The following is a 17,514-nucleotide window of genomic DNA, read 5'->3' as shown; positions in this document are numbered from 1 at the left end:
CCGTTAACCGAATGTTGTCCACGCCAGCCCGGTATCGTTTCAGGTGGCAGGAATGCGCAATTTGTCGAAAGATTTTCGTTGTTTCTCGCGGCCGGCCACTGCCGGCCGCGCTGATGGGCTTCCCTAGAAGGCGGTCCAGTCGCTATCCAGCGCCGCATTGCCGTGGCTGCGATAGCTCTGCGCGGCCGATTTGAGCCTTTCCTGCAGGCCACGCGCGCCCGCCGGCTTGGGCGCCCGTGCTGCCTCGGCGGGGCGGTTCACTGCAAAGACATCGACAATCCTGTCGAGTTCGGTGGCCTGCGCCTCGGTCTGCTCGATGGCCGCGTTCATTTCCTCGACCAGAGCCGCATTGTGCTGGGTCATCTCGTCCATGGTCCGCACGGCGGTCGATACCTGCTCGATCGAGCCGGCCTGCTCTCGGCTGTCCTTGGCGATCCCCATCATCAATTCGTTCGATGAGCGGGCCGCCCCCAGCATGGCTTCGAGCCGGCTTGCGGCATCCGAGACCAGCCGCGTGCCGCCCTGGACTTCGCTGGCGCTCTGCTCGATCAGCACCTTGACCTCGCTTGAGGCATTGGCCGCCGACTGCGCCAGGCGCCGCACTTCCACCGCCACCACCGCAAAGCCCTTGCCCGCATCGCCGGCGCGCGCGGCTTCCACCGACGCGTTAAGTGCGAGCAGGTTGGTCTGGAAGGCAATATCGTCGATCAGCCCGATAATATTGGAGATCTTGCCCGACGACTGGGTGATGCGTTCCATCGCTTCCGTTGCCTGATGCATCACCTGCCCGCCATCCTCGGCCGCCTTCATGACGGTGGACGCCACCGTGCTGGCCTCGCCCGCCGACTTGGCATTGTGCATCACCGTCTGGGCGAGCTGCTCCATCGCTGCCGAGGTTTCCTCGATGGTCGCCGCCTGCCTTGTTGTGCGTTCGCTGAGATCGTTGGCGCCGCTCAGGATTTCGCTCGTCGCAGTCTTGAGCGTGCCCGAGGTCTCGCGCAATTGCCCGACCACTTCGGCCAGCTTGTCGGCCACCGCATTGACGTCGGCCTTGAGGGTGGCAAAGGCGCCCTCATAGTCTCCATCCATGCGCTGCGTCAGGTCGGTATTGGCCAGGGCACCGAGCACCTGGCCAATGCCTGAGACGCCGCGGTTGAAGGTCGAGACCAGAGAATTGACGCTGGCGGCAAGGCTGTTGAGCTCGGGATCGGGGAACTCCACCTCGACCTGCCGGGTAAAATCGCCCGCCACGGCCGCGTCCACCACCTGCCCGAAGGCCGATTGCAGCTCGGTCATCATCTGCTGCCGGCTGGCCTGGTCGGCAATGATGCGGGCCGCTTCTGCCTCGGTCATCTCGCTGACGCGCAGGCCATTGGCGCGGAACACCTCAACCGCCCGCGCCATGTCGCCCAGCTCGTTGCGCCGTTCGACAAAGGGCACTTCGGTGGCAAAGTCACCGTCGGCTATGGCCTGCATCGCCCCGGCAATGCGCGGAATGGGGCGGGTCAGCTGGCGTGAGACCAGCAGGCAGATGCCCCCCAGCACCAGCAGCAGCACGAGGCCCATGCCCAGCATGCCCGGCAGCGAACCATCGGCGGCCGCCTCGGCCGCGGCCGCATCGCCACCGACGAAGAATGCGCCCAACAGGTTGTTCTTGAGATCGGTGAAGGGCTGGAAGGCGCCGTGATAGCGGACGCCCTGCATGACCACTTCACCATAATAGGGCCTCCCCTCCATCAGGGCCGCATGTTCGGGACTGGCGGGGTCGATGGCAAAGTCCACCGCACGCTCCCCATCGGGCAACTCGAAACTGGTCGATTTGGCCATGAACTGTCCGGTGGCCGCGTCCAGTCCGAAGATGGCTGCGGCCCCCTGGGTGATCCGGGTGACGGAATCGACGGCGGACGTGTCGTGGAAGAACGGCAGGGAATAGGCCTGGAAGGCGGCGATCTCGCCCGTCTCCGCCCAGGTCAGCACCGAGCCCGACAGGCGTTTTTCGAGGATCGTGCCGGCAACCTGCAGGTTGGCGGCCTGCTGGCTGACACTCTGGTTCACCGACTGCCGGCGCAGGTCGACATAGCCACTGACTGTATAGGCCACGATGGTGACAACAATGCTCATGAGCACTAGGCCCGCAATGGCCGTTGTCAGTTTGATATTGCCCCAGAATCCCGTGATGCTTCGTATCATCTGCTCGCGTCCCCCGGCCAAGCCGATAGCTATTTGCGCGAGACTATAAGCACCGGGACCTTAACGACCCATTGATCTTGTATGGTAGGTTTCCGAGCGGTCAAACAATTGGGGCACCCAATGGGCGCCCCGGGAAATCGCATTGATGTGTCGCAGTCCGGCTAGAACTCGCTCCAGTCCTTGTCGACCGCCGCATTGCCGTGGCTGAGATAGGACTTGGCCACCGATTTGAGCTTGTTCTGCAGCCCGCGGGCGCCATCGGCGACCGCCCTGGCCGGCGCGACAGACGGCGCCGCCGCCTGACCCTGGCGCCGCTCGGCCGGCACTTCATCGATGGCGAAGATATCGACGATCCGGTCAAGCTCGGTGGCCTGCGCCTCGGTCTGCTCGATCGCGGCATTCATTTCTTCCACCAGCGCCGCATTGTGCTGGGTCATCTCATCCATGGCGCGCACTGCCGTATTGACCTCGTCGATCGCGCCGGCCTGCTCGCGGCTGTCCTTGGCAATGCCGTTCATCAACTCGTTCGACGAACGGGCAGCCGCCAACATGGCCTCGAGCTTGCTGGCCGCATCCAGCACCAGCTTGGAGCCACCCTTGACCTCGCCGGCCGACTGTTCGATCAGCACCTTTACTTCCGAGGAGGCATTGGCCGCCGACTGCGCCAGGCGCCGCACTTCCACCGCCACCACGGCAAAGCCCTTGCCCGCATCACCGGCCCGCGCTGCTTCCACCGAAGCGTTCAGCGCCAGAAGGTTGGTCTGGAAGGCGATGTCGTCGATCAGCCCGATAATGTTGGAGATCTTGCCCGACGACTGGGTAATCCGCTCCATCGCCTCCGTCGCTTGGTGCATCACCTGCCCACCCTCTTCGGCGGTCCGAGTCACCGTCGAAGCCACGGCGCTCGCTTCCTTGGCGCGTTCGGCATTCTGCAGCACCGTCGAGGCCAGCTGCTCCATGGTTGCAGAGGTTTCCTCTATCGTCGCCGCCTGCTTGGTGGTGCGCTCGGAAAGGTCATTGGCGCCACTCAGGATCTCGCTCGTCGCGGTCTTGAGCGTGCCGGACGTATCCTTGAGCTGGCCCACAATATCGGTCAGCTTGGCAGCGACTGCATTGGTATCGGCCTGCAGCTTGGCAAAGGCGCCGTGATACTGCCCCTCCATGCGCTTGGTCAGGTCGGTATCGGCCAGCGACGCCAGCACGGTGCCGGTCTCGCTGACGCCGCGATCCACGGTCTCCACCAGCGTATTGACCGAGCGGGCCAGCCTGTTGAGCTCGTCATCGGGGAATTCTGCATCCACGCGCCGCGTGAAGTCGCCGGCAATCGCTGCATCCACCACGGCGCCAAAGGCGCGCTGCAGATCCTGCATCATTGCGGCACGCTCGGCCTGGTTGCGGATGATCTGGGCGGCTTCCGCCTCGGTCATCTGCGCGATCCTGAGGCCGTTTTCGCGGAACACTTCGACGGCCCGCGCCATGGCCCCGATCTCGTCCCGGCGCTGCCCGCCACGCACCTCGACATCGAGATCGCCATCGGCCAGCGCTTCCATCGTCGTGGTGAGGCCGCTGATCGGACGGCTGACCGAGCGCGCGAAGAAATAGCCGGCAATGGCGGCAATCGCCAATAGACCCCCGCCGATCGCCAGCATCATGTTGCGGATATCGGTGATCGGGGCGAAGGCTTCCGCCTCGCCAATGGCGGTGACGACGGCCCAGTTGGCGCCGCCAAAGCTCAGCGGCTGGGCCGTGAGCAACATCGGCATCCCGCGATAGTCGGTCGAAGTGCCGATCGCCTTGTTGCCGGCAAGCGCCGCGTCCACCACCGGATTCTGGAAGGTCGTGGTCAGCGAGTCATCGGCTTCGCTGAAGCGGGAATCCGAGCGCATCAGGAAATCGGGACCGACAAAGAAGCTCTCGCCCGTCTCGCCCAGCCCATCGGTATTGCCCATGATGGCATTGACCGACGCGGTCGAGATCGCCACGGCCAACACGCCCACCAGCTTCTGCCGGTTGTCGAATACCGGCGTGGCCATGAAGCTTTCCGGCGCCCCGCCCGCTGCGGTGTAGGTGGAAAAGTCCTGGAACGATACCTGGCCGCCCTCGGTCATCGCCGCGGCCGCCTGGAAGGCCTTGCCCAGGCCGGTTTCCGCGCCGCTGCCGCTCGCCAGGCTGGTGGCGAAGTCGTCGCGCTTCATCACCGAATAGATCAGGTTGCCATTGGGGTCGATCAGCATCAGGTCGGCATAGCCGCGTGCCTGCAGCTGCCGGCGGAAGGCCGGATGGATCTTGGAATGGGTGAAGTCGTAATTGGTGCGCTTGTCGCCGGTGGACACGTCAAGCAGCTCGCGCTGCGCCGGGTCCGGATTGTTGGTGATATAAGCGGTCTGCAGCGCCACGACCGGATCCGTCGCGCCCGATCCGGTGGAGAACTGCCCCCAGGTGATATTGAGGTCGCGCAGCGTGGTCTGGGTCGACTCCGTGGCCGCCGTGATGGCCAGGTCCTTTGAGATCCCCTCGAGATAGGAGCCCAGCTGCGAGGATGCCTGGGTGGCGATCGTCTCGATCTGCCGGCGCGTCAGCGCATCCACGGTGGTCGAGCCGATCATGTAGCTCGCAATCCCCACCCCCAGACTGACCAGCAAGGCCGAACCCACCAGCGCCAGCGGCAGTTTCTGGGCGATCTTCAGCTGCGGCAGAAATCCCATCGAACACTCCAACCCATCCACGGATCGCCGCTGCCATGCATCGTTCTGATGTCATGCAAATACCGCGCCCTTGCGGCGCGGATCGCGGTGATCGTCCTCCATTGGCATCGAACAAAACCGATGCAGTGGAAACGATACATCTGTGCGATTAACCACTTCTTACGCGCAAATACCGGCGCCACAGTTTCCGCCAGCCGGCACCGCAAATAAAAAGGCCACCCGAAGGTGGCCCTGGATTGATTCGAAGCTGTGGCTGGTCTCAGCTGAGCGCGCCGATAACGGCTTCGATGCGCTTCTTCATGGTCGAGGCGTCGAACGGCTTGATGATGTAGTTGTTGACGCCGAAGGAAATGGCTTCCTTGACCTGCTCCTTGTCCGAGCGGCCGGTCGCCATGATGAACGGCATGGCCTGCGTGCGGGGATGCTTGCGGATCACCTTGAGCAGGGTCAGCCCGTCAATGTCTTCCATGTTCCAGTCGGAAATGATCAGGTCGACATTGGCCTTTTCAAGCTTGCCGAGCGCATCGCGCCCGCTCTTGGCCTCGATGATGTCCTTAAATCCGAGCTGGGTCAGGATGTATTTGCAGATACCGCGCATGGACTGCTGATCGTCGACGATGAGAACGCTGACAGCGCTGGCTTTTGGCATGATCGTAATTCACCTTCTGGCGACGGGAGCCCGTGGACTCCGATTTCCCCGAAACACTAGGCAACAAGCGTTACAAATCTCTCAACCTGCAGCTTGGTATTGCGCCTGAACCGGCTAGGCGGCGGACTTGAGGCGCACCAGCGCCTGGGCCAGCCGCGCCGCAATCGCCTCGACCGGCGCCTGCTCCACCACGGCGCCTTCCTCGAAGGCAACGCGCGGCATGCCATAGACCAGCGCCGAGGCCTGGCTCTGCCCCACCGTATAGGCGCCGGCATCGCGCATCAGCTTGAGGCCGCGCGCCCCGTCGCGCCCCATGCCGGTGAGAATGGCGCCCACGGCCATGGCGCCCACGGTCTTGGCCACCGATTCAAACAGCACGTCGACGCTCGGGCGGTGTCCGCTCTCCAGCTCGTCATGCGTCAGCCGGGCCTTGAGCTGGCCCGACGAGCGCTCGACGCGCAGGTGGTAATCGCCCCGCGCCACATAGGCATGACCTGCCAGCAGCGGCATGCGGTCCTCCGCCTCCACCACGGTCAGCCCGCACACTTCATCGAGCCGCGCCGCAAAGCGGCTGGTGAAACCCGGCGGCATATGCTGGGCAATGACGATGGGCGGGCAATCGATCGGCATATTGCTGAGCACGGCGCGGATGGCTTCGACGCCGCCCGTGGAAGCGCCGATGGCGATGAGTGCACCGGACGGCGCCGCCGCGGTCTTGACCGGCACCTTGGGCGCCTCGGCCCGGCCGGTATTGCGGCCACGCACATCCGACTTTGCGGCAGCCCGGATCTTGTCTCGCAGGTTGATGCCGAAGGCGTCGATGCCGCCTTCGAATTCGGCACTTGGCTTGGCCACGAAATCCACCGCGCCCAGTTCCAGGGCCAGCAAGGTCTCGCTGGCCCCCTTCTTGGTCAGTGTCGAAACCATGACCACCGGCGTGGGGCGCAGGCGCATCAGCTTCTCGAGGAACTGCAGCCCGTTCATATTGGGCATTTCGATGTCGAGCGTCACCACGTCAGGGTTGAGCGTCTTGATCTTCTCGCGCGCATCGATGGGGTCGGTGGCCGTGCCCACCACATCGATATCGCCGTCGCGTGACAGCATGCGCGTCAATACTTCGCGGATAAGCGCCGAATCGTCGACGACCAGGACCTTGATGCTCATGCCGCTTCTCGTTTGTTCAATTTCTGCTTGGACTGATAGATGGTCTTGCCGACCAGGCGGAATCCGTCGCCGCCCGATCCGAGATTTTCCGAATGGCCGATATAGAGGAAGCCTTCGGGCGCCAGCAGCTTGCTGAAGCGGCCGAACACTTCGCCCTGCGTCGGCTTGTCGAAATAGATCGCCACATTGCGGCAGAACACCGCGTCGAACGGCCCCTTCATCGGCCAGTTGGGCGCGATGAGGTTGAGCGGCTTGAACGACACCAGTTCGCGCACCGCGGCGGGCACGCGGATCGTGCCGTCACCCACCTTTTCCAGATGCCGCGCCCGTTCGGCGCTGAGCCCGCTCAACTCGTTTTCCGGGTAGAGACCCGCCGCCGCCTTGGCGATGACGGCCGTATCGATATCGGTTGCCAGTATTCTGAAATCCCAGCGCTTGAGCTCGGGAAAGGCCGCCAGCAGGTCCATGCCGATCGTATAGGGTTCCTGCCCGGTCGAGCACCCGGCCGACCAGATGCGCAGCCGGCTGCCGCGGGGCTTTTCGGCAATCAGCGCGCCGACAAAGGACCGCAAATGTTCGAAATGGTGGTCTTCGCGATAAAAGCGCGTCAGGTTGGTCGTCAGCGCATTGACGAAGTCCTGCCCGTCGCTGGCGCTGCCATTGCGCTCCAGGTAGTCGACATAGGCATCAAAGCTGGGCAGGCCCAGCGCCCGCACGATCTTGGACAGCCGTGAGATGACCAATGTTCGTTTTGCATCGCTCAGCGAGATCCCGGCGACCTGATAGACCCGGTTCTTGATCCGCGAAAACTCGCGGTCGCTAAGGGAGATTTCCCCCTGTTCCATGCGTGCACCCCAATCATCCCAACCGGTCCGGGGGCTTGGGATCAGGCGCGCGCCCGTCGTGAAAGGGGGGCTTCATGCCGCTCCGCCGCCTCGCCGAACGACGCCATCCGCCCGGTGAGACGCCGCAGCGCCACTTCACCCTCGTCCAGTGTCGAAGCGATCGTATCGGTTTCATTGCTTAGATTGCGTAAATGAGCCTCAAGGCCGGCAATCATTTTTTGCAGGGCCTGGCTTTCGAGCACGCCGCTCTCCGATTGCCCCCTGCCGCGCTTGACCACGGCGCGGATTTCTCGGGCTGATCGATTGGTGATCTGGGCCAGCTGGCGCACTTCATCGGCCACCACGGCAAAGCCCGCCCCCTTCTCCCCGGCCCGGGCCGCTTCGACCGCGGCATTGAGCGCCAGCAGGTTGGTACGGAACGACACATCCTCGATGGCCTGCACCATCTTGTCGACCTCGCCGGTCATGGCGTCGATGTCATCGACCAGCCCGTGCATGCGGCGCACCGCCAGGTCCAGCTCGCCGGCCAGGTCCTGCACCCCGCGTCCGATGAGCTGCGCCTGGCGCAGCCGTCCGCCCCCATCGGCCAGCACCCTGCCCATGGCTTCGGCATCATCGCGGCTCGCTACATTGAGCGCATCATAGCGCGCCGCCCGCTGCTCGAAAGTCTCGACCAGTTGGCCCACCGCCACCAGCCGCGCTTCCAGCGCGATCCGCAGCTCCCGCTCCTCGTCGCACTGCTCGGCCATCGCACGCGTGAAATCGTCGAGCCGCACCGCCAGGGCGCCCAGCGGCCCGTCCAGCGCGTCGGGCAATTCGCGGCTGCCGGCCACCACGCCCTCGAGCAGGCGCAGTCCCTCGTCAATGCCGGCCATACCCTTGTTGAGCGCCGCCAGCGCCGGCCGTGCCGCTGCAGCGCGCGCCTCGAAGCGAAAGCTGGTCTGTCCGCCCGCCAACGCGCCGGCAAAGGCGCTCAGGTCATCGTCCTCAATATAGCCGCCGGCGGGCAGCAGTTCGAGCAGATACCGCCCGGAGGCGATGGGATGGCGTTGCATGATGAACCGGCTGCCGCCCAGCGTGACCAGGGTTTCTTCGGGCGCCCCGCCTCCGGTCTTGAGGTATCCCGGCCCGAACAGGGCATCGAGCGTGGCGCCCTCGACCGCACCCTTTGCCAGTCGCCCCACACCATGGCTTGCCGCCAGGATCACACCCTGGTCATCCACCACCACGACCGGCTGCTGCAGCGCCGCAATGGCGCCCTTGAAATGGTGCGCTTTTTCCAGCCGTTTGCCCAGTCGACCGACAATGCCGTCAATGGTGGCGACCTCGCCAGGGCGGTCGCAAAGCCCGGCGGCCAGGGCCAGCGCTGCAAGGGTACGATTGTCGTGCCGGTCGTGCAGGATGGCCAGGATCAGGACGCTTGCCAGCGCCAAGAGCATCAGGGTCGCCACGCTGACCAGCCACATCGTCCCGGTACCGAGACTGGGCATCAGGCCGGCCGCCAGCGCCACCGCGCCAAGCCACGGACCGGCCGCGATCAGCGCTAGGCGCAGATTGGGCATGGCGAGCCTGATCTGCAAATCAGCAATAGGGTGTCCAACATGGACAAACCCTAGTCTTACAATGGTTAACCAAGTCTATAGCGCGCCGCCAAAGCGTAATACTTTGCTAAGTCAGTTTGCCGGCCGGTAAAGATCGGTCTCGTTTCGGCACAGTCGCGGCCCGCCAGGCTGCGACTAGAACAGTTCGATATCGTCCACCGGTGCCGGCACGACCACGCGACGCTTGGCAATCGCGGCTTCTTCGCGCGCCACATTGTCCCCCGCATCGCTGTCGAGACGCTTGACGAAGGCCCGGCCGGAACGCGGCTTGAACAGTACGCGGCGGGCATAGGTGCCGCCCAGATCCTCGCTGGTGGCGACATAGCCTTCATCGGCGAGAAACTGGCGGACGAACTCGATATTCTTGCGGCCGACATCGTCCAGCGCCGAATTGATCTTGCCGCCGCCGAACACCTTGATCTCGAGGTTGGATTTCTTGCCGGTGCCCTTGCTCAGCACCTTGTTGATCAACTGCTCCATGGCAAAGGCGCCATAGCGGGCCGAAGCGCCATAGCGGTCCTTGGCAGAGCCGGACTGCTCGGCGAGCAGGAAGTGGTTCATGCCCCCGATATTGGCCACGCGGTCACGCACGCAGGCCGAGATGCACGAACCCAATACGGTCGAGTAGGTCAGGTCCGCGGCATCGGAAACATGACAGTCGCCTTGGTGTACGGTCGTCACCACGCCGCGATCGAATTCGGGTGGCAGGGAATTCGGCAGTGCCATTTATTGTGTTGCAACCTTCAAGCGCCAGTACCGGATCGTAGCGGAAAACTCGTTAGCCAATTGCTAACCACGCTGCACGAGCGCCTGCAGGGGCCCGAATTCGGCAAGAAGAGCTTTAGAAATAGTCGGATAGGGTAACTCGAACGGGGCTAGGATCTGACCATAAATGTCATTGCAGAAACTCGCGAGAGAACTCGATGAGACAGCGCGCCAGACGGCGTCGATGCTAGAAGGCATCACGGATGCGCTACAACTTCTCGCCGAAAGGCCCTTGAATCAGGATCCTTCCGTCCGCGAGGCGATCCAGATGATCGTCACGGCCCTGCAGGGCCAGGATCGCATCGAACAGCGCTGCCACAACATGGCTCTGGCGGTTCGCCAGTTCGCGCTGTTGCCGCCCACGGCACCCGACAGTGTCTATGACGAGATCTGGTCGAGCCTCACGCTCGACGAGCTGCGCGTTCCCGCGCTGTCCGGCATTGCCGCCCATCAGAGTCACGGCGACGCCGAGCTGTTCTAGCCCCCCGGTTCAGCGGGAGACTACAAGGCGCTTCGGCGCCTTTTCCATTTTCGGCGCTCACCCCTGCGGGCTAGAGGAAGTCGACGGTAACGCCGGCAGACACCATGCTGCCCAGCTCTTCGGCATCCCAGTTGGTCAGGCGGACGCAGCCATGCGAGCCGGTCTTGTCGATCTGCGCCGGCTCGGGCGTGCCGTGAATGCCGTAGGTCGGCTTTGACAGGGCAATCCACATGCTGCCCACCGGCCCATTCGGGCCAGGCGGAATGGTCAGCACCTCGGCATTCTCGCCCTGCTGGAAGTTGATCTTGGGATTGTAGGTATAGTTCGGCATGGGCGCGACCACTTCTACGACATAGCTGCCGCTGGGCGAGGGATTGTCCTCGCTGCCGATGGTTGCCGGATAGGCCGCCAGCAGCATGCCGTCGGCATCATAGGCCCGCACCTGCCGCAGCGTCTTGTCCGCCTCGATCCGCGCCACCACGCCGGTACGGTCGGACCCGGTCATGGCCACGGCGATCGTTTCGCCGGCGGCAAATTCCGCCCCCGGATTGAGGGCCATCAGGAAGTCGCGGTCCATGTGGAAGCGCTCGGCCAGCTTCTCGGCAACGCTGGCATAGCCCAGGAATTCCAGCTGGGCCTTTTCCGCATAGTCGGCAGGCGTGGGCCCACTGATCTCGCTCATGTCCTCGACGGTGATTTCATAGGCACCGATGACCGGCAGCCCGGTTTCCAGCAGGTCGATTGTCTGCGCGTCGAGCGTGCCGCTGACCTCGAGCCCCGCCATGGCCTGGAAAGCCATCAGCGCCTTGCGCACATTCTCGCCGTCATAGCCGTCAATCACCCCCGGCGAGGCTCCGAACTGATCGAGCAGGATCTGCGCGCGAACGATTGCCGCACTGGGAACGACCGGCGCGGCCGGCTCCGGCTCGGTTGGCGCAATCTCGGGCTCGGGCGCAAAGATATAGGGCCTGTCCTCGATGACCAGGTCCGTCAGCAGGTTGGCCGCATTGACCGCATTGGCATCCATCGGCGCCGGCGCATCTTGCGCGGCGACGGACGGAACCAGAGCGGCAGTCATGCTGAAGGCAATCAGGCGGGCAAGTGTGTGCATCAAGACCTCATATCTGCATGCACAAGCAGGGGGACGGAGCGAAGGTTCCCGCAATCTTTCGCGCGCGCGCCCGATGCCGCGCACTTTAACGTGCACGCGGCTCCGGCACTCTCGCAAAGCGCTGTCCGATCGATGCCATCCAAACGAAAAGGGCGCCCGCGGCGCCCTTCCTGACGGCTATGCTGGAACCGCCTAGGCGTCCATCTTGGCGCCGCTCACCACGGCATGCAGGTCGATCAGCCCGACCATGCGGCTGTCATGGGTCACGATGCCGTTGAGCAGTTCGGTATCGATCGAATTGCCTTCCGGCACATTGTGGATGTCGTCGCGCGACACGGTCAGGATGTCCGACACGGCGTCGACCAGGATGCCGACCCATTTGTCACCGACGCTCATCACCACCACGACATGGTTCTTGGTGGGCGAAGTCTGGCCGTCGCCGAACCGGGCGCGCAGGTCAAAGATCGGCACGATCGTGCCGCGCAGGTTGATCACCCCGCGCACGAATTCGCGCGTATTGGGGAGCGGCGTCGCACCATTCCAGGCGCGGATCTCGCGCACCGTGGTGATCTCCACGCCATAGGTCTGCTCGCCGATCGAGAAAGCGATCAACTGCAGGGAATTCTGGGCGGCGACGGCAGACTTGTCGCCCATGTCGTCACGCAAACCGAGCGCTTCCATTCTTTATGCCCTTTCTGCCGTCCTTCTGGCCGGCTACGCAAAACTGGTGCCGCCTCTAGGCGGCGTTCTTGTGCACGATAGTGGTCTTGAGCCCCTGCACGTCCACGATCAGCGCGACATTGCCGTCGCCCAGGATCGTACCGCCGGCAATGCCCTCGACACGTTCGAAATTCTCTTCCAGCGACTTGATCACCACCTGCTGCTGGCCGATGATGTCGTCGACGATCAGTGCCACCTTGGCCGAGCCCTCGGCCTCGCACAGCACCACGAAGCGGTTGTCCGCATCGGTATCGGTGACCATTTCGAAGCGCTGGGCCAGGTCGATGACCTGCACATATTCGCCACGCACCTGCAGCACCTGGCCACCGCTCGGCACCCGCTCGAAGCTGGCGCGCGAGCACTGGATGGTCTCCACGATCGAGGACAGCGGCACCACATAGGGGCTGCCCCCCACCTTGACCAGCATGACGTCCAGCACGGCCAGCGTCAGCGGCAGGCGCAGCGTCATGCGCGTACCCTTGCCGGTCCAGGAGCGGACATGCACCGAGCCGCCGATCTTCTTGATATTGGACAGCACCACGTCCATGCCGACGCCGCGGCCGGATAGATCGCTCACTTCGCTCGCCGTCGAAAAGCCGGGCGCGAAGATCAGCTGGTCGATCTGCTCGTCGGTCGGGTTGACGTCGGGCGCCACAACACCCTTGTCGCGTGCGACCTGCAATACGCGTTCGCGGTTGATGCCACCGCCATCGTCCTCGACGATGATCAGGATATTGCCGCCCGCCTGCTCGGCCGACAGCCGGATCGTCCCGGTCTCGGGCTTGCCCCGCGCCAGGCGCTTTTCCGGGCTCTCGATGCCATGATCGGCGGAGTTGCGGACCATATGGGTCAGCGGATCGCTCAGCTGCTCGATCACCGTCTTGTCGATCTCGGTATTCTCGCCGATCGTCTCGAGCTTGATCTTCTTGTTGGTCTTGGTCGCCAGTTCGCGCACCAGGCGCGGCATGCGGGAAAATACCGACTTCACCGGTTGGGCGCGGATCGCCATCACCGAGTCCTGCAGTCCGCGCGTCGTCTGCGCCAGCACTTCGAGCCCGCGCACCAGTTCGGTATAGCGCGCGCGCAGCGTCTCATCCATCTGCTGGGTGAGCATGGACTGGGTGATCACCAGCTCGCCCACCATGTTGACCACGCGATCGACCTTGTCGAGATCGACGCGGATCGACTGCACGCCAACGCTGCGGCCACCGCCGCTGCTTTCCTCGCCCTCGCTGGCCGCCGCGGCCGGGGTAGCGGCCTTGAGGGGCGTCACCGCTGCCGGTGGCTTGGCCACTGGGCTCGGCTGAATGGTTTCGGCCAGCTCGGCAAAGCTGAGCGCCGGAGGTTCCTCGAAACTGTCCTGCACACTCACCGGAGCCGGCTCCGGTTCTGCGGCGAATGCCACCGGCCCGGTATCGAAATCGAGCAGGCTCACCACTTCATCATCGGCCAGCGCCAGCAGGTCGGCCGGTTCGGGCTCCTTGGCCACGGCGCGCGCAACCGGCGCCACCGGTGCGGCAACCGCAATCGGCGCCGCATCGAGCGGCACGCCGGCGCCGAGCTGCGCAATGGCGATATCGCAGTCGCCCTCGACGAATTCGAAGACCTCGCGGATCATCTCTTCGGTCAGCGTCGGGGAAACCAGCGTGATCTCCCACGAGCAGTAGACCGCAAAGGGCTCGAAATCGGCCAGCGGCGGAATCTCTTCCACCAGCGCGCGCACATGCATCTCGCCAAGCACGGCCAGTTCGCGGAACAGCAGCAGCGGATCATTGGCGCGGGCATAGAGCGCCCGGTGCGGTGTGAACCGGATTTCCCAATGGCCCGGCTCGACCTGCATCGGCGGCGTATCGAATGTGTCTTCCACCGCGTCATCGCTTGTGGTGACCGGCGCTTCGGCGTCGAGATTGACCATCACCGGTACGAACTCGATATCGAATTCGTCCAGCGGCTCGCCGCCTTCATCTTCGTCGTCCGAGCCGGCGCGTTCGCCCCGGGCCAGCGCGTCGAAGCGTTCTTTTTCTTCCATGCCATAATCGGCCGGCAGCGGTTCCCCGGTCTGGGCGGCTTTCACATGGTCGGCGACAATGTCATTGGCGCGGATGCACAGCACCACCACGTCATCGACCAGTTCGATCCGCCCGTCGCGGACATAGTCGAGCAGCGTCTCATAGGCATGCGCAAAGCCCACCAGCGCCTGGAACCCGAAGGCCCCGGCGCCGCCCTTGATCGAATGGATGGCGCGGAAGACCGCATTGAGGCGGTCGGCATCACGCTCGCCCGCCTCGATTGCGGCAAACTGCTCTTCGAGTTCGGTCAGAAGCTCGGAACATTCGTCGAAATAGGTGGCTTTGAAATCGTCGAGATCGCTCATGCCGAACGTCCAACCCTTCTGGGTTACTAGAGACTAATGCACCACGCGGTGGATGACCGAGATCAGCTTTTCCGGATCGAAGGGCTTGACAATCCAGCCGGTACCGCCCGCCGCCTTGCCCTGGTCACGCTTGTCCTGGCTGGTCTCGGTGGTCAGGATCAGGATGGGCAGGCTCTGATGGTTGCCCGTTGCCCGCACATTCTTGATAAACTCGATGCCATCCATCACCGGCATGTTGATGTCGGTAATCACCACATCAACCGTCTCGTTCTTGAGCACGTCGAGCCCCTGCTTGCCGTCCTCGGCCTGCAACACTTCGAACCCGGCATTGCTGAGGGTATGGTGCAGCATGGCGAGGATTGTCCTCGAATCGTCCACCGTCAGAACCCGCAAAGTCGTCATCCTCTCATCATTCCCGAAAACTGGGCGTCCAGACCCAGGCGCTCGATCGCGGACGTCAAGGCCACGCTCGGCTGCTCAATAGCAAACTCATAATGATTTCTCCGGGCCGCCTCCGCCGCGCTGATCAGCATGAACAGTGCATTGGTCGACACGCGCTCGACAGCGCTGGCGGTCACGGTAACAGACCCTTCCTCGATCGCATCGATCAGGCCATCGCGAATGCCATCCAGCGAGTCGAGATCGATGATCGCTGGCAAAGCGATTGGTTTCTTGGCCTTGCTGACCATGATGGATGCGTGCCCCCGGAGTTTTCTCCAAGCGCCAGTGTCCACGGGAACGGTTTAAGAAGTGCTAACCTTGATGGACTTGCACAACACTTCCCGCCTGCGCATGCCTCGACATAATCTCGCCGGTCCCCGGCGGCCTCTGCCATGATGTGAAACGTGCCCCCTTGCCGGAAGGGATGGCGGAGGGGTAACCCATGCGCGCAACCTCGATCGGATCTGTTCCATGACCGCCTCAATCGCCCTGACCGGCATCGCCCGCGAACTGGCAGCCCGCGCTGAAACCGGCAAGCCGATCCGCGTCGGCGTCATCGGCTCGGGCGAGATGGGCACCGATCTGGTCACCCAGATGTCGCTCATGACCGGCATCGAGATGGCCGCCATCGCCACGCGGCGCCCCCATACCGCGCTGGCTGCCATGACCATCGCCTATGGCGAGGATTCCAGGGGCAGGGTCGCCGACAGCCCGGCCCAGGCCACCGCCGCCATCGAGGCCGGCAAGATCGCCATCACCAGCGCCGAGACCCTGGTCACCACGCCCAACATCGACGTCGTGATCGACGCCACCGGCAAACCGGGCGTCGCCGCCGATTATGACCTGCTGGCCATGGAACACGGCAAGCATCTGGTGATGATGAATGTCGAGGCCGACGTCACCATCGGCCCCTATCTCAAGGCCCAGGCCGACCGGCTCGGCGTGGTCTATTCGGTCGGCGCCGGCGATGAACCCAGCTCCTGCATGGAGCTGATCGAATTCGTCACCGCGCTCGGCCTGCCCATCGTCGCCGCCGGCAAGGGCAAGAACAATCCGCTCAAGCATGACGCCGTCCCCGACGACTATCGCGAGGAAGCGACACGCCGCAACATGAACCCGCGCATGCTGGTCGAGTTCGTCGATGGCAGCAAGACCATGGTGGAAATGTGCGCCATCGCCAATGCCACCGGGCTTGTCCCCGACGTGCCCGGCATGCATGGCCCCAAGGCCGACCGCGACGACATGGCCAGGGTGCTGATCCCCAAGGCCGACGGCGGCATTCTCAACCGCATGGGCGTGGTGGACTTCACCGTCGGCAAGGGCGTCGCCCCCGGTGTCTTCGTCATCGTCAAGGCCACCCATCCGCGCATCATCGAGCGCCTCGACGACCTCCATATCGGCCACGGCCCCTATTACAGCTTCTTCCGGCCCTATCACCTGACCAGCCTCGAAGTGCCGCTGACCTGCGCGCGCATCATGCTGCATGGCAAGGCGGACATGGTGCCATTGCCCAATCCGGTGGCCGAAGTCTGCGCCGTCGCCAAGCGCGATCTCAAGCCCGGAGAAAGCCTCGATGCCATCGGGGAGACCTGCTACCGCAGCTACACCATGACCGTGGTGGACAGCCGCGCGGCCGGGGCAGTGCCGGTGGGTCTGCTCGAGGGCGGTCGCACCACGGCGGCGATTGCCAAGGGCGAGCTGCTCACCCTGGCCAACTGCACGCCCGACACCACGACCCGGCTTTACGCCCTGCGCCAGGCGCAGGACCGCATGCTGGGCTATTCCTGATCGATTTCCTGGATCAGCGGCAAAGGATACCGCCCTCTGGGCGGCAGCCTGTGCACCACGACGCCCAGCGCGACCAGCAGGGCGCAGGCCGCGAACAGCACGCCGAACAGCACCAGCGGCTCGACCGGTCCTGAATAGGCCAGCAGCGGCACCGCCGCTGCCGGCGGATGCGTGACGCGCAGCACCAGCATGATCAGCATGGCCAGGCCCACGCAGCGTCGCCAGCCACCACGGTTCCGGAACCACGGACATGGCGAGTACGGCCAGTGTCGTGCCGATGAAATAGCCGGCAAAGATGTTGATGGGCTGGGCATTGGTCGACTGCGGCTGGCCGAAGATCACCAGCGCCGTGGGTCCCAGCGGCGCCAGCAGCAATGGCAGTCCCGTCATTGCGGACAACCAGCCGATCAGCGTCACGCTGGCGGCCGTCGCTGCCGCCGACTTGGCATGCACGCGCCAGTCACTGCGGGGTTCGTGCCGGGCGATGAAACGGGCAATCAGTGCAAGCATGACGGCAAGCTAACGGCCAGCCCAGCCCGGGGAAACCCACCCCCACGCATGGCCGCCTCCCTTTCCAGGCCCGCTTGATGCCGCCCCGGGCCTTCGGAATGCATCTCACCCGCCCACAGCGAGTCTGCTGGAATCTCCTGATACCATCCCCCACTTATCCCCCTGGTCGA

General features: G+C 64.1%; 14 protein-coding genes and 1 pseudogene. 2 read left to right on the top strand and 13 right to left on the bottom strand.

Going from position 1 to position 17,514, the window contains the following annotated elements; genetic code table 11:
* Positions 1-123 precede the first annotated feature (123 nt).
* The 7 genes from ACLI1C_RS15550 to ACLI1C_RS15520 all read right to left on the bottom strand — a co-directional run bounded on the left by ACLI1C_RS15550 (position 124) and on the right by ACLI1C_RS15520 (position 9,880).
* Positions 124-2,121: a methyl-accepting chemotaxis protein gene (locus tag ACLI1C_RS15550; protein ID WP_411398371.1), complete on the bottom strand. Its 1,998-nt coding sequence runs from the start codon at positions 2,119-2,121 to the stop codon at positions 124-126.
* Between the two features lie 230 nt (positions 2,122-2,351).
* Positions 2,352-4,895, bottom strand: coding sequence for a methyl-accepting chemotaxis protein (locus ACLI1C_RS15545; protein WP_411398370.1), 2,544 nt, complete (start codon positions 4,893-4,895; stop codon positions 2,352-2,354).
* Positions 4,896-5,154: 259 nt separating this feature from the next.
* Positions 5,155-5,544: a response regulator gene (locus ACLI1C_RS15540; protein WP_046140872.1), complete on the bottom strand. Its 390-nt coding sequence runs from the start codon at positions 5,542-5,544 to the stop codon at positions 5,155-5,157.
* Positions 5,545-5,658: 114 nt separating this feature from the next.
* Complete coding sequence (locus tag ACLI1C_RS15535) at positions 5,659-6,708, bottom strand: protein-glutamate methylesterase/protein-glutamine glutaminase (protein ID WP_411398369.1); 1,050 nt, start codon at positions 6,706-6,708, stop codon at positions 5,659-5,661.
* The gene (locus ACLI1C_RS15530) at positions 6,705-7,553 is read right to left on the bottom strand and encodes a CheR family methyltransferase (RefSeq protein ID WP_411398367.1); all 849 of its coding nucleotides are present in this window, start codon (positions 7,551-7,553) and stop codon (positions 6,705-6,707) included. Before ACLI1C_RS15530 ends, ACLI1C_RS15535 begins: the two co-directional genes overlap by 4 nt.
* A gap of 41 nt (positions 7,554-7,594) precedes the next feature.
* Positions 7,595-9,115: a methyl-accepting chemotaxis protein gene (locus ACLI1C_RS15525; protein ID WP_411398366.1), complete on the bottom strand. Its 1,521-nt coding sequence runs from the start codon at positions 9,113-9,115 to the stop codon at positions 7,595-7,597.
* A gap of 174 nt (positions 9,116-9,289) precedes the next feature.
* On the bottom strand, positions 9,290-9,880 hold the full coding sequence (locus tag ACLI1C_RS15520; RefSeq protein ID WP_411398364.1) for a chemotaxis protein CheD: 591 nt from the start codon (positions 9,878-9,880) through the stop codon (positions 9,290-9,292).
* Between the two features lie 271 nt (positions 9,881-10,151).
* Between ACLI1C_RS15520 and ACLI1C_RS15515 the strand changes: the two genes are divergently transcribed.
* Complete coding sequence (locus ACLI1C_RS15515; protein ID WP_411398363.1) at positions 10,152-10,400, top strand: hypothetical protein; 249 nt, start codon at positions 10,152-10,154, stop codon at positions 10,398-10,400.
* 70 nt (positions 10,401-10,470) lie between these two features.
* On the opposite strand, the gene ACLI1C_RS15510 is transcribed toward ACLI1C_RS15515, so the two are convergent.
* The 5 genes from ACLI1C_RS15510 to ACLI1C_RS15490 all read right to left on the bottom strand — a co-directional run bounded on the left by ACLI1C_RS15510 (position 10,471) and on the right by ACLI1C_RS15490 (position 15,294).
* Positions 10,471-11,511 carry a L,D-transpeptidase family protein gene (locus tag ACLI1C_RS15510; RefSeq protein ID WP_411398361.1) on the bottom strand — a complete coding sequence of 347 codons (1,041 nt, stop codon included), beginning with the start codon at positions 11,509-11,511 and terminating at the stop codon, positions 10,471-10,473.
* A gap of 192 nt (positions 11,512-11,703) precedes the next feature.
* A complete protein-coding gene (locus ACLI1C_RS15505; protein ID WP_411398360.1) occupies positions 11,704-12,192 on the bottom strand; it encodes a chemotaxis protein CheW in 489 nt (162 codons plus the stop codon).
* A gap of 55 nt (positions 12,193-12,247) precedes the next feature.
* Positions 12,248-14,605: a chemotaxis protein CheA gene (locus ACLI1C_RS15500; RefSeq protein WP_411398358.1), complete on the bottom strand. Its 2,358-nt coding sequence runs from the start codon at positions 14,603-14,605 to the stop codon at positions 12,248-12,250.
* A gap of 33 nt (positions 14,606-14,638) precedes the next feature.
* Positions 14,639-15,007: a response regulator gene (locus tag ACLI1C_RS15495; RefSeq protein WP_201659489.1), complete on the bottom strand. Its 369-nt coding sequence runs from the start codon at positions 15,005-15,007 to the stop codon at positions 14,639-14,641.
* Positions 15,004-15,294 (bottom strand): STAS domain-containing protein, encoded by a 291-nt coding sequence (locus ACLI1C_RS15490; protein WP_411398356.1) that lies wholly within the window; start codon positions 15,292-15,294, stop codon positions 15,004-15,006. The genes ACLI1C_RS15495 and ACLI1C_RS15490 overlap by 4 nt, the downstream gene beginning before the upstream one ends.
* 223 nt (positions 15,295-15,517) lie before the next feature.
* On the opposite strand from ACLI1C_RS15490, the gene ACLI1C_RS15485 reads away from it, so the two are divergent.
* On the top strand, positions 15,518-16,834 hold the full coding sequence (locus ACLI1C_RS15485) for an NAD(P)H-dependent oxidoreductase (RefSeq protein ID WP_411398355.1): 1,317 nt from the start codon (positions 15,518-15,520) through the stop codon (positions 16,832-16,834).
* Here the strand turns inward: ACLI1C_RS15485 and ACLI1C_RS15480 are convergent.
* A pseudogene (locus ACLI1C_RS15480) lies at positions 16,825-17,224 on the bottom strand (HPP family protein). The gene ACLI1C_RS15485 and the pseudogene ACLI1C_RS15480 overlap by 10 nt on opposite strands.
* Between the last annotated feature and the right edge of the window lie 290 nt (positions 17,225-17,514).

The organism is Devosia sp. XGJD_8 (assembly GCF_046614475.1).
Taxonomy (GTDB): Bacteria; Pseudomonadota; Alphaproteobacteria; order Rhizobiales; family Devosiaceae; genus Devosia.
Note: the sequence above shows the minus strand (reverse complement) of the source record. Positions and strands in the feature narration are given on the sequence as shown.